Here is a 12,985-nt window from a genome sequence, read left to right on the forward strand (position 1 = left end):
AAGGATATTTTCATATTAAAGTTACATTAGTTTACATCTGAGGCATCCTAGAATTTCAATGAATATACTAAGTCTGTAAGGCTTTTTTTTTGAATTAAAATGCTGGATTTCCCCATTTAAACATATTGTTTTTAATGAGGAACCTAAAAGGTTTGGAAATTGGATAGTTAAACCGGGGAATCGACAAATTTTTTCGGGCTAGAAGTTGTACAAGATGCATAATATTGAATAGTGATTGAATAGTACTAAACACTCTGAAGACCACTTAAGAAAAGTTGGAGGATATATGAAGATGTACTCATGATTTAATGAAAGGAGGTGTAAAGATACCCGTAGTAAATTCAAAGCCCAATGGCTGTAACTCCAGAAACAGTCCTGTAAAATCACTCACAGTTTTTCTTATATGTTTCATGACAAAATCACTAATCATAATGATATATTCGTTACATAATATCTATTGAATAAATAATTTAGAATATTTATAATAATATAACAAAAGATTTGTTAGCTATGCCCGATTAAATAAATTTCAGGGGGTGATTTTCCGGGCTCAGGTGGCGTAGATTAGGGCAGGGGAAATAGACTTTTTTTAAAAAACAGTTTTCATTTTCTAATACAGTAATCCTGAAAAGGAGGCTTATCATTGGGAAATTCAGTACAAAAATTGTTGTCGGCAGAGGAACTGGCAAAAAACTTTGAGGAGTCCAAGCCCAGTTTTAATGCACAGGAAGCGTTAGATGAAGCGAATCGCTGTCTCTATTGTTATGATGCACCCTGTATAAAAGCCTGCCCTACTGGGATCAATATTCCGGGTTTTATTAAGAAAATCGCCTCGGGGAACTTAAAAGGATCTGCCAAAATGATAATGGAAGAAAACCCTATAGGAGCAAGTTGTAGCCGTGTTTGTCCGACTGAGGAATTGTGTGAAGGGGCATGTGTACTGAATCATTCCACAAACCCTATTTTGATCGGTGATTTGCAGCGTTATGCCACTGATTGGGCTATCAAAAATGAACAGGCACTATTCGAAGCAGGGGAAAGAAATGAAAAAAAGGTTGCCATAGTAGGAAGTGGTCCTGCTGGTCTGTCAGCGGCCCGGGAACTTGGACGATTAGGATATGAGGTAACGATATTTGAGCGTAAGCAAGAAGCAGGTGGTTTGGACACGCATGGAATTGTCCCATTTCGTCTCCCGAAAAATATATCCTTATGGGAAGTGGAGCAAGTAGAAAGTCTTGGTGTTCAGATTCGTACAAATACAGAAATCGGTAAAGATATGTCGGCTGACGATCTTATAAGGGATTTTGATGCCGTCATACTTGCTGTGGGAATGTGGAAAGTTCCGATGCTTCAAATAGAAGGTGAAGATTTAGCAGGTGTTTATGATGCAATCGATCTGATTGAGGAGACAAAGAATAAAAATTATCCAACAAACTTTTCCGGGAAACGTGTAGCTGTCATCGGAGCAGGAAATACGGCAATTGATGGCGCTACTACATCCATAAGACTTGGAGCTGACAATGTCAAGATTCTTTATCGCAGAACACAAGCAGAAATGACAGCTTATGACTTTGAGTATGAATTTGCCAAACAAGATAGGGTGGAATTCAGATGGCTCACCGCCCCTAAACGCCTTATCGGTGACGACAGAGGACAGTTAAAACAGATGGAGTGTGTCCGGATGGAATTGAAAGAAACGGGAAACGATGGACGTCCGCAACCAGTTGAAATAAAAGGTTCTGAATTTTTAATTGATGTTGATATAGTGGTGAAGGCAATTGGCCAGACACGCCACCGTCACCTGATTGATGAATTCGGTTTGGAACACAATGGTGGTGTTGTAAAGGTAGACAAAGAAACATTCCTTACCTCCAATCCAAAAGTCTATGCGGCAGGTGACGTGATTTTTGGAAAAGGGCTGGGAGAAGCGATGGTCGTGACTGCTGCTCAGCAGGGAAAAGAGGCAGCATACGCCATACATCAGCAATTAAAAAAGCCTATGATAGAGAAGGTGTAAGTTTTAATAGATAAGGAGGGAGGATGAACATGGCTGATATTAGTATTCAATTTGCTGGGATTAAGTCTCCTAATCCATACTGGCTGGCATCCGCACCACCGACAAATACGGGATACCAAGTACAACGGGCTTTTGAGGCCGGGTGGGGTGGAGCAGTTTGGAAGACACTTGGTGAGCCGATATTGAACGTGACTTCCCGTTTTGCTGCACATCACTTCAATGGTCGGCGAGTAGCTGGATTTAACAATATTGAATTAATCTCTGATCGTCCGATTGAGGATAATCTAAAAGAAATCTATGAAACAAAAAAGCGTTTTCCAGATCATCCCATTATAGCTTCCTTAATGGTTGAACCTAAGCGTGAAAAATGGCACGAAATCGTTAAACGAGTTCAGGATGTAGGGGTCGATGGTTTTGAATTGAATCTTGGATGTCCACATGGAATGTCTGAAAGAGGAATGGGTTCTGCGGTTGGTCAGCATCCGGATTTGGTGGAAAAGACAACCCTTTATGCAAAGGAAGCCTCGGAAGTCCCGGTGATAACCAAATTAACACCGAATATAACAGATATCACTGCGACCGCAAGAGCAGCACAGCGCGGTGGAGCTGATGCAATCAGCATGATCAATACGATTAACAGTTTAATGGGAGTCGATTTGGATACATGGAATACGATCCCGAATGTAAATGGGTTGGGAGCGCACGGTGGCTATAGCGGGCCAGCGGTAAAACCTATTGCCCTGAATATGATCGGAGAATGCGCCAGGCAAAAGGATATAACTATTCCAATATCAGGGATAGGAGGCGTTTCAACCTGGCAAGACACCGTAGAGTTTATGCTCATGGGAGCGGGTGGTGTACAAATCTGTACAGCTGCCATGCACCATGGTTTCAGTATTATTGATGATTTGACGGAAGGGCTGAGTAATTATTTGGATGAGAAAGGGATTGCCTCTGTAAGTGAGATTATCGGTGCCTCCGTAGAAAAATATACGGATTGGAGTAACTTAGATTTAAATCATAAGATCGTTGCACGTATTAATAATGATATCTGCATTAATTGCAATAAGTGTCACATTGCCTGTGAAGATACCTCTCACCAATGTATTGATATGCTGACAGATGAAAACGGTCATGGTTACTTGAAGGTCAGGGAAGAAGAGTGTGTCGGATGTAACCTTTGCTCTATCGTTTGTCCGGTTGAAGGAGCAATCGACATGGTTGAACTTGTACCAACCGAACCACCGATGTCATGGAATGTTCGCCAAGCGGCTTTGAAAATGTTAAATGCTCATCAGCTATCCAAATAACAGGCATGGCTGAAGCCTTTTTCGTAACCTGAAAATAAAACATGGTGGGTTAAGTGAAGAATTATATGGCACCATTCGCTAATATTCCTAATTTCCGGGAGGGTTTAATGTAATAATGAAAAAAATCATTAAAAATGGAACAGTTGTAACCTCCACAGATGTCTATACCGCAGATGTATTAATTGAAGATGAAAAAATTCAGGCAATCGGTCAAAACATAAGCGATATATATGCTGAAGTGATCGATGCCTCCGGTTATTATGTGATGCCAGGAGGTATTGATCCGCATACACATATGGATATGCCGTTCGGTGGAACTGTTACAGCAGATGATTTTGAAACCGGTTCCATAGCAGCGGCATGCGGAGGAACAACGACAATCATTGATTTTTGCTTGACGGAAAAAGGAAAATCATTAAAAAGCGCTTTGGAAAAATGGCATGCCAAATCATCGGGTAAAGCTGTGATTGACTATGGATTTCACTTGCAGATCGCGGAAGCAAATGAAGAAGTATTTATGGAAATGCCTCAGATAATTGAAGAAGAAGGAGTTACTTCTTTTAAAATATTCATGGCTTATAAGGATGTATTACAAGCGGATGATGAAACCCTTTTCCAGACATTGGTCACGGCCAGGGAACACGGTGGTCTAGTGATGGTGCATGCGGAAAATGGGGATGTCATTAACTATTTGACAGAAAAAGCCTTAAAGGAAGGAAATACGGAACCTATCTATCATGCCTTGACCCGTCCGCCAGAGCTTGAGGGAGAAGCGACTGGACGTGCCGCAAGGCTCACTGCGCTGGCGGATTCTCAATTGTATGTGGTTCATGTGACGTGCAAGGAAGCAGTTGAACAAATTGCTGAAGCACGCAGAAGGGGATATCGTGTTTTTGGAGAGACGTGCCCACAGTATCTTGTTCTTGATCAAACTTACTTAGAAAGGCCGGATTTTGAGGGGGCAAAATATGTCTGGTCGCCTCCATTACGAGAGCGTTCAAATCAGGAAGTTTTATGGAATGCATTGAAAAGCGGAGATCTGCAGGCGATAGGCTCTGACCATTGTTCTTTCAATTTTAGAGGTCAAAAAGAATTGGGGAAAAATGATTTTTCTAAAATACCGAATGGAGGCCCCTTTGTCGAAGACCGATTTAGCGTCTTATTTTCAGAAGGTGTGAAAAAAGGCCGGATTTCAATCCATGATTTTGTCAATATTATATCGACACAGGCAGCCAAATTGTTTGGATTGTTTCCAAGAAAGGGGACGATAGCCCCGGGCAGTGACGCTGATATTGTTATATTTGATCCAAATGTTGAACGGATCATTTCTGTTGAGACTCATCATATGAATGTGGATTATAGCGCACTTGAAGGGTTGAAGATTATCGGAGAACCGATTACAGTGCTCTCACGTGGAAATTATGTGGTGAAAGATAAAGAATTCGTCGGAAAGCCTGGGAAAGGGAAATTTTTAAAATGCAACAAATTCAATCACGATTTGTATAAGGAAACTGGTCAATTGGAGGGTTTGTTAAAAGGGTGAAAATTTAAGGTGCGGGGCTGCTTCAACTTGAAATGAAGCAGCTTTCTCATATCAAAAAGAGGGGATGGACAATGGGAAAGACGAATAAAAACACCTCGTATCTAAAGTCGCCGGATTTACTTCCAATAAGTTATGATGAGCGGAAGATAGGGATCAGGGGCTTTTTTGCCATGTGGGTTGGGATGGCTATACTTTTGGCAACATTTGATATTGGAGCTTCAGGAGTACGGAGTATTTCCTTGCCGTGGGTAGTACTGGCTACTTTAATAGGCTGTATTGCGATTGGTATTTTCATTTCCGTCGTCGGTGATATCGGGGTTGAACATGGCTTGTCTTTTCCAGTCTACATGAGGGCGCCGTTTGGTACAATTGGTACCCATATCCCCTCAATTACCAGAGCAGTTACAGCATCATTTTGGTTTGGTTTAAATACGTATTTCGGTTCAACCGCTATCAACTCTATCATCCATACAATTAATCCCGGATTCGATAACTGGCTGCTGTGTTATTTTATCTTTGCGCTTGTGCAGTTGATTAATACTGCTTCAGGAATTAAATGGGTAGAGCGATTTGCAGACCTGGCTGCCCCCATTATCATTATCTTATCTTTAATCATTTATAACACCTTGACAGCAGATATCACTGAAAAAGGGAAAAGTGTATGGGCTTGGGCCGAGAGTCCGGTTACAGGAGGAGCTGCATTTACAGCCTTCATTATCGTCATTTTTGCAAATATGGGATTTTGGGCAACACTCGGTTGCGATATCCCGACAATATCACGTTTCTTTAAAGCACCGAGGAATGAAAGGAATTGGTTTAAGCGAAATAGAACAAATTTGATTGGGAGTTTAATTGCCCTTCCTTTGACCCAAACATTTATGATCATGATTGGTGCTGCAGCCCTAATGGTAGCTGGTACTTCCAATCCGGTTACTGCTCTGCAGGAGACGGCTTCAGGCTGGATGTTGTCCATGCTTCTCTTAATGATTGTATTGACACAATGGTCAACCAATACTGCTGCTAATATTGTCCCCGCTGCTGCAGTTTTTTCGAACGTGCTGGGCCCCAAAGTGTCGAACGTGATTGCGGTGTTTATTGTCGGTATTGTTGGTACAGTTATTCAGCCATGGAGTGTGTATGAAATATTGACACAAGCCCTATTATTCATAGGTGCCATTCTATCGGCAATAAGCGGGATACTTATCGTAGATTACTATCTTTTGAGAAAAAGAAGGGTTAATGTGAAAGATCTCTACCGAAATAATGGGCAATATAAGTTTCATGGCGGGGTAAACGTTGCAGGTTTCATTGCTTGGGGAATAGGCGGCATCATAGCTATACGCTTTATGGATTTTTCTTTTGTCGTAGGCTTGGTTGTGGCTGGAGTTGTGTATTATATACTAACCAAATATTGGTATTTTAAAAAGTTTCCGCAAGCAGAAATAGAAGACCCTAGTGACGAAAAATATCTTGGAATTACAGTTGGTCGCGATTGGAATATTGATGAAGATGATGAAGATGATGAAGATAGTCAGAAAGAAGTGGTGGGGTAGCCCTTTTTCAAAATCATGGTTGAGAGGCCCGGTATAATCTGATATAGAAAACTTTCTTAAATGGGGGGAGTAATATTGTCAAACTATGATGCTTTTCTGGAGGAAAAATTGAAAATAGATGATTTATTGAGCAGAGGCTATACAATTACCGGTACACGGGGCACGTTAGATGGGGATATTCTAGAGTTTGAAAAAATAGAGATGCCCTCAGATAGGGTAACTATATTGTTAAAAAATCCGGACAGCCGGAAGTATTTCACAACACTATATCTTAAACAGCGAGAAAAGGTTTGAGAGGATAAAAGATCGCCGGCATGGGGACTGCCCATAAGGCTTAACCATGCTAAACAGTGGACGTCAGAGTAGCTTAAGGGAGCAACCACGCAAAAACTAGGAAGCCTAAACATAACGATGGAAGAAGTGGTACAAAACCGACTGAATCAATCGGTTATTTATAAAAGTTGGCCTCTACGGTAAAACTCGGGAACATGGAAGAGGCCTTTCGGATTTTCTTGATGGTGATAAAAAATAGTATTATACATGCCTTAATTGGGAGAATCTTTTGGAGGTGGCTTAATAATGGAAAAACAAAAAGTGCTTATCAATGGGGAAAGACTAAAGGATACAATAGAAGAATTCGCTGATTTCGGCAGGACTGAAAAAAATGGGGTTACCCGTTTGGCATTATCCGATGTTGATGTTAAAGCAAGAAGACATTTTCAAAGCTTATGTGAACAGCTAGGCATGTCGGTTGTGTGGGACGATATGGGAAATATGTATGCAAAATTGCCAGGAATTGATAATGATCAGCCTCCGGTGGTTATCGGATCCCATTTGGATTCGGTGAAAAAAGGCGGACGGTTTGATGGTACGCTTGGTGTGTTGACTGGACTTGAAGTTGTCAGGACGATGGTTGAAAACGGCATCAAGCCTGAGATACCTATCATTGTTGCTAATATTACGAATGAAGAAGGTGCGCGGTTTGAACCTTCGTTGATGGCTTCAGGTGTTCTTTCCGGACGTTTTGATAAAGCAGCCATGCTGAAATCAACAGATGTGGATGGAATCACATTTGCAGAAGCACTCAAAAAAAGCGGCTATGAAGGAAAAAAAGAGAATCGTTTAAAAGAAGCAGCTGCTTTTTTGGAATTACATATTGAACAGGGACCTGTTTTGGAAAGTGAGGACATTCAGATTGGTATAGTTGAGTGTGTTGTCGGCATGGTGTGTTTTGAAATAGAAGTCACTGGAGAATCTGACCATGCAGGTACTACACCAATGTCAATGAGAAAAGATGCTTTGTTTGCTGCTAATCAATTGATTTCGGAAATACGCCAGAAAATGAATAGGTTAGATGATCAACTCGTATACACGGTTGGAAGGATGACGGTCAGTCCAAATATCCATACTGTAATACCAAATAAGGTTGTGTTCACAATAGAGGCCAGGCATCAAGATGGAAAAATAATACGGCAGGTGGAAGAAATCATTCAAGGACTGCCGAATTCATCCGGAAAAGAAAAATGTAATGTAACAACCACCAAATTATGGGATCGTCATACGGTATGGTTTAATGAAGAAATCGTGAATACACTGGAAAAATCGGCAAGAAGTCTTGGATATTCCTTTAAGCGTATGGTTAGTGGAGCGGGGCATGATGCACAGTTTATTGCAACGTATATCCCGACGGCAATGGTCTTTGTCCCCAGTATCAACGGGAAAAGTCATGACGAAGATGAGTTGACAACGTGGGAAGATTGTGAAAATGGAGTGAATGTTATTTTACAGACAGTTTTAGATTTAACAACGGATAAGTTGTGATAAAGGAAGCAGATGTAAATCCAAACGGATGCCTCAATCATTCATTTTCATTAATGGAATTGATGAACCTAGTTTTATGGTTTCGATTGAAACATTTAACTGATAGATATGTATGTTGCGTTGATCAGACTTTAGAGATAAAGGAAATTATTTTTTATGGACCCCGAGACATGCAAACAGAAAGCTTCAGAGTTCGGATGTCGAAAAATACTACACCTATCCCCTTTGAATGTGTTTTTCAAGAGGGCGGTTGTGCTATTCAGCAAGCCGATTTAAATTGTAAACAATATGAAAATTCTTGGTACAAGAAGAAATAACCCGTTTCCTGTGTTACACTAATGTAAAAAAGCAGCCAGGAAAAGGAGATATTCATGTTAAAGACGGTTTTATTTGATGTGGATGGTGTTTTATTAAGCGAGGAGCGCTATTTTGATATGTCGTCACTTGCTGTCTGGGAAGTTTTGGTCAGTCCAAATTATTTGGGGCTTGATTCTGAAAAATTTAAAACAAAACTGACTGATGCTGAAATTGAACAAATACGGAGAGAAATCTTTGTAGATGATCGGGTATTGAAGTTTTTAAAAGCAGGCGGGCTGAATGCCAACTGGGATATGATCTATTTAACAACCGCTTATCAGCTCCTTCATCTCTTGGAACAAGTGGGGGATGAGTTAAAGGAAAGGATCGCAAAGTGGTTAACGAATGAAATCGACCGCGAGGTTTTATTGGAAATAGGTGAAGCGTTGGCGGGAAGGGAATTGGTATTTGATTTTCCGAAATTCCTTGATGACTTTCAAAACGCTAAGCCGACAAAGCAAGGGTTGATGGATCATCTCGACCACCTTTCAAAAGAGAAGTTCGGTGTCGAGACAAAGATGTTTGGGAAGATGGATCAGCTTTGGTCAACGTGTGAGCACGTTTCCCAGGAATGGTATGTAGGGGATGAACATGTACTTAAGTCCACTGGGAGGCCGTCGGTCCAAACTGGAAAATCCGGGTTCATGTCCGATGAAAAAGTGCTGGCGGATAAAGAAAAGATTGCCCGGCTTTTTGATACGCTGACAAACAATGGTGTCAGAGTTGGAATTGGAACGGGACGTCCTGAACTTGAAACGATTGAACCTTTCAAAGCACTGGATTGGATTAAACTTTTTGATGAAAATTATATCGTTACAGCTGATGACGTATTAAGGGCGGAGCGTGCACATCCTGAAGGACCTCCCCTTTCAAAGCCACACCCGTTTACCTATATCAAGGCTCTATCCGGCAAGACAAAGACAGACGAGGAGTGCTTGGCAGAAAAATTACCACTTGAAAATGGAAAAGAGACGCTTATAGTCGGAGACTCCCTGGCAGATTTGTTAGCCGCAAGGGAAATGGGCTGCCTGTTTGCAGCAGTACTTACAGGGCTATCAGGCCAGGGTGCCCGTACTCAGTTTGAAGAGCATAATGCAGACTACATTTTAGACGGAGTCCTGGATGTAAAGGATGTCGTCCTTTCCTTAATAAAGTAGCATCCATAAATAAAAGAGATCCTGTTCATTTACTTGAACAGGATCTCTTTGTACATTTGTACGGAATGCTGTCTCATAGTAGTGCTCATTGCATGAAATCAATCGGTGATTGTACGAGTATAAATGGTGTAATTCAGAGACTATGAATTATATACAGGTACATTTCCGTTTGGAAGTTCCAAGAACTGAACAGCCTTTAAACCATCCATTTCCACCAATTCTTTGGCTACTTCCTCGTCGACTTTTTTATCAAGTGTAAGGACCATGATGGCATCTCCGCCTGCTTCGGCTCTTCCTACCTGCATCGTTCCGATGTTAATATGGTGATTGCCAAGAATGGATCCGACACTTCCGATCATTCCCGGTACATCATGGTGTTCGATATACAACATATAGCGCTCAGGGCGGACGTCTACTCTATACTCATTCATTTTAACGATTCGCGCACCGTAACCGTTGAGGATGGTCCCCCCGACGATGGCTTTGTCGTTTCCGTTATATAGAGTAAGTTCCATATAGCTAGCGAACCCTTTGCTTGCCGGGCTTTTAATGACGTTGAAGGAAACGCCTTGGTCATTCAGCAAATGAAGGGCATTGACCATATTGACAGAGTCGCTCAGATGGTGTGACAAAATACCCTTGATGATTGTTCTAGTCAGCAGGTCATTATCTTCTTTTGCAAGATCGCCGTAATAGTTGATCTCAATTTTATCAGGTGCATACTTCAATAATTGAATGGAAAGGATTCCGATTTGCTCACTCAGATCGATAAAAGGTTGAAGTTTCTTCTGGGTTTCGCCAGATACCTGCGGCATATTGATTGCATGGCGAATGGACTCAGTTTCGAAAATATCGATGATTTCTTCACTGACTTCCTGAGCAACTTTTTCCTGGGCTTCTACTGTTGATGCTCCCAAGTGCGGTGTGACGATGGCATTTGGATGGCTGAGAAGCTCTTGGTTTGAAGCTGGTTCCGTTTCGAAAACATCGATGGCAGCACCAGCTACTTGTCCGGAGTTCAAGCCGCGCACCAAAGCGGCCTCGTCGATAATGCCTCCGCGTGCACAGTTGATGAGCCGTACGCCTTTTTTCGTTTTGGCCAAATAATCGTCATTGATCAGGCCTTTTGTATCCTTTGTAAGCGGCGTGTGGACGGTAATGAAGTCAGCAGACTCCGCGATTTCATCCAGAGTTGCTTTCGTAATCCCCATTTGATTTGCACGTTCTTCCGTCAAATAAGGGTCAAAGCCTAAAATCTTCATACCGAATTTTTTCGCTCTTTTTGAAACTTCCGCACCAATTTTACCCATTCCCACAATGCCGAGGGTTTTTTCATATAATTCAACGCCTTTGAACGCATTGCGGTCCCAGTTTCCGGCTGAGGTGGACATGTGTGCATGTGGAATTCTCCTAGCCAAAGAAAGCATCATGGCCATTGTATGTTCAGCAGCGGCAATTGTATTGGCTCCAGGTGCGTTGATGACAAGGATCCCTTTTTTAGTTGCAGCAGCTACATCGATATTGTCCACGCCGACGCCGGCACGGGCGACTACTCGAAGCTTTTCTGCCGAAACAAGAAGGTCTTCTGTGACTTGAGTCTGGCTTCTTACAATCAACGCATCGTAATCTTTGATGATTACTTTCAACTCTTCAGGTGATAATCCTGATTTTTTTTCCACGTTAAAATTCGGATGATCATATAGTGCCTTTAATCCGGTATCACTGATTGAATCTGTTACTAATACATTATACATGTTCAGCCCAAACCTCCTGTGCTCTCTTAGTAGCAAGGCCGAGTACGTCTCTGCCTTCGATTGTCTTCACGGTCATTTCAAGTGCACTTAATACAGTTAACACATCAAATGGTGTGCAGTATCCCATGTGCCCAATCCGGAAAATTTCACCGGATAATTTTTGCTGGCCGCCGGCAAGTGAAATTCTATATTGATTAAGCATCATTTTCTTCATCTCATTCGCTTTTCCATTTTCCGGTTTTACAGCTGTGACAGTTGGAGAAGCGACTTCATCCGATGTCAAAAGCGGGATGTCCAATGCTTTGACCCCTTCGCGCGTCATCGTTTTTAGTAGCTCATGACGTTTGATAACATTGTCCATTCCTTCTTCTTCGATCATCTGGCAAACTTCCTGGGCTCCATAAATAAGAGAGACCGCTGGAGTGAACGGAGTGGATCTCTTTTGGTCATATGCATCAAAATAACGGTTCAAGTCAAAGAAAAAGCGGTTGGATTTGTTGCTTTTGATTACATCTTTTGCATGATTATTGACAGCAACGAAAGCGAGCCCTGGCGGAAGCATCAATGCTTTTTGTGAACCTGAAACCAAAATATCGATATTCCAAGCTGCCATATCAGCAGGAACTCCTCCGATACAGCTAACACCATCGACGATGAAAAGTGCATCAGATACACGCTTCGTCACTTCGCCGAGTTCTTTAATCGGATGAATTACAGCTGTAGAAGTTTCGCAGTATGTAGCAAAAACTGCTTTGAAATTTTTATCGGAAGACTTGATAAAATTCTCGAGTTGTTCTGGCTGGCATGCTTTGCCCCATTCCACTTCGAGTCTGTGAACATTGGCTCCATGAGCTTCGCATATTTTTGCAAAGCGGTCACCAAAAGCACCTCCGACGATGACGACAACATTATCGCCTGGCTCGATTGTATTCACTGCGGCAGCTTCCAAAGCTCCTGTTCCACTTCCTGAGATGATGCAAACTGGATTGTCCGATCCGAAAACCGGTTGTAGTCTTGTGGATACATCTTCCAGAAGGACTGGGAATGCTGCGCTTCGGTGGCCGATCATCGGCTTGCTCATCGCAACATTCACCCGATCGGGAATTGGAGTCGGTCCTGGTGTAAACAGATACTCTTTGTCTAAAAACACTGATAGTTCATCCTTTCAAAATGAATTAAATGAAAAACCCCTCATAACAGACATAGATGCCTTGTTATGAGGGACGTATTATCCGTGGTGCCACCCTCGTTCACTGCCATAAGAAAACGAAAGCGTCTTGCTTAACGCAGCAAACAAGACGATTCCCGAGGTGTCGGTTCATCAACCACAAAGGAATTGGCTTGTGGCCTTGCAGTTGATCATTTCTTAAAAGCAGTCTCGAGAAGATAACGGCAAAGTGCCGGGCGCAGACGCCAGTTCCGGAGTGCTGGGCTGTTTGAGGTAAAAACATCGGTTTCCACCAACCACCGACT

The 12,985-nt window shown here is 42.1% G+C and carries 9 protein-coding genes; 7 read left to right on the forward strand and 2 right to left on the reverse strand.

What is annotated here, in order from left to right:
• The first annotated feature begins 643 nt into the window (after positions 1 to 643).
• From C509_RS0106570 to C509_RS0106605, 7 genes are all read left to right on the forward strand, one after another.
• Entirely contained in the window at positions 644 to 2,017 is a 1,374-nt protein-coding gene (locus C509_RS0106570; RefSeq protein WP_018706126.1) for an NAD(P)-dependent oxidoreductase, read from the forward strand.
• 29 nt (positions 2,018 to 2,046) lie between these two features.
• On the forward strand, positions 2,047 to 3,327 hold the full coding sequence (gene preA, locus C509_RS0106575) for an NAD-dependent dihydropyrimidine dehydrogenase subunit PreA (RefSeq protein ID WP_018706127.1): 1,281 nt from the start codon (positions 2,047 to 2,049) through the stop codon (positions 3,325 to 3,327).
• Between the two features lie 115 nt (positions 3,328 to 3,442).
• Entirely contained in the window at positions 3,443 to 4,870 is a 1,428-nt protein-coding gene (hydA, locus tag C509_RS23540; RefSeq protein WP_018706128.1) for a dihydropyrimidinase, read from the forward strand.
• A gap of 71 nt (positions 4,871 to 4,941) precedes the next feature.
• The gene (locus tag C509_RS0106585; RefSeq protein WP_018706129.1) at positions 4,942 to 6,423 is read left to right on the forward strand and encodes an NCS1 family transporter; all 1,482 of its coding nucleotides are present in this window, start codon (positions 4,942 to 4,944) and stop codon (positions 6,421 to 6,423) included.
• A 75-nt stretch (positions 6,424 to 6,498) separates the two neighbouring features.
• Positions 6,499 to 6,717 carry a hypothetical protein gene (locus tag C509_RS0106590; protein ID WP_018706130.1) on the forward strand — a complete coding sequence of 73 codons (219 nt, stop codon included), beginning with the start codon at positions 6,499 to 6,501 and terminating at the stop codon, positions 6,715 to 6,717.
• A gap of 285 nt (positions 6,718 to 7,002) precedes the next feature.
• On the forward strand, positions 7,003 to 8,244 hold the full coding sequence (locus tag C509_RS0106595; protein ID WP_018706131.1) for a M20 family metallo-hydrolase: 1,242 nt from the start codon (positions 7,003 to 7,005) through the stop codon (positions 8,242 to 8,244).
• A gap of 371 nt (positions 8,245 to 8,615) precedes the next feature.
• The gene (locus C509_RS0106605; protein ID WP_018706132.1) at positions 8,616 to 9,758 is read left to right on the forward strand and encodes an HAD family hydrolase; all 1,143 of its coding nucleotides are present in this window, start codon (positions 8,616 to 8,618) and stop codon (positions 9,756 to 9,758) included.
• A gap of 140 nt (positions 9,759 to 9,898) precedes the next feature.
• Here C509_RS0106605 and serA read toward each other — a convergent pair whose 3' ends face one another.
• Both serA and C509_RS0106615 read right to left on the reverse strand, forming a co-directional pair.
• On the reverse strand, positions 9,899 to 11,512 hold the full coding sequence (serA, locus tag C509_RS0106610) for a phosphoglycerate dehydrogenase (protein ID WP_018706133.1): 1,614 nt from the start codon (positions 11,510 to 11,512) through the stop codon (positions 9,899 to 9,901).
• Positions 11,505 to 12,662: a pyridoxal-phosphate-dependent aminotransferase family protein gene (locus C509_RS0106615; RefSeq protein ID WP_018706134.1), complete on the reverse strand. Its 1,158-nt coding sequence runs from the start codon at positions 12,660 to 12,662 to the stop codon at positions 11,505 to 11,507. Before C509_RS0106615 ends, serA begins: the two co-directional genes overlap by 8 nt.
• Positions 12,663 to 12,985: the final 323 nt, after the last annotated feature.

The sequence above is a fragment of the Siminovitchia fordii DSM 16014 = CIP 108821 genome (genome assembly GCF_000374565.1).
Classification (GTDB): domain Bacteria; phylum Bacillota; class Bacilli; order Bacillales; family Bacillaceae_C; genus Siminovitchia; species Siminovitchia fordii.

Coding starts and splice junctions, on each gene's coding strand:
- preA (WP_018706127.1), top strand. CDS start 2,047: ATGGCTGATATTAGTATTCAATTTGCTGGGATTAAGTCTCCTAATCCA.
- C509_RS0106605 (WP_018706132.1), top strand. CDS start 8,616: ATGTTAAAGACGGTTTTATTTGATGTGGATGGTGTTTTATTAAGCGAG.
- hydA (WP_018706128.1), top strand. CDS start 3,443: ATGAAAAAAATCATTAAAAATGGAACAGTTGTAACCTCCACAGATGTC.
- C509_RS0106595 (WP_018706131.1), top strand. CDS start 7,003: ATGGAAAAACAAAAAGTGCTTATCAATGGGGAAAGACTAAAGGATACA.
- serA (WP_018706133.1), bottom strand. CDS start 11,512: ATGTATAATGTATTAGTAACAGATTCAATCAGTGATACCGGATTAAAG.
- C509_RS0106585 (WP_018706129.1), top strand. CDS start 4,942: ATGGGAAAGACGAATAAAAACACCTCGTATCTAAAGTCGCCGGATTTA.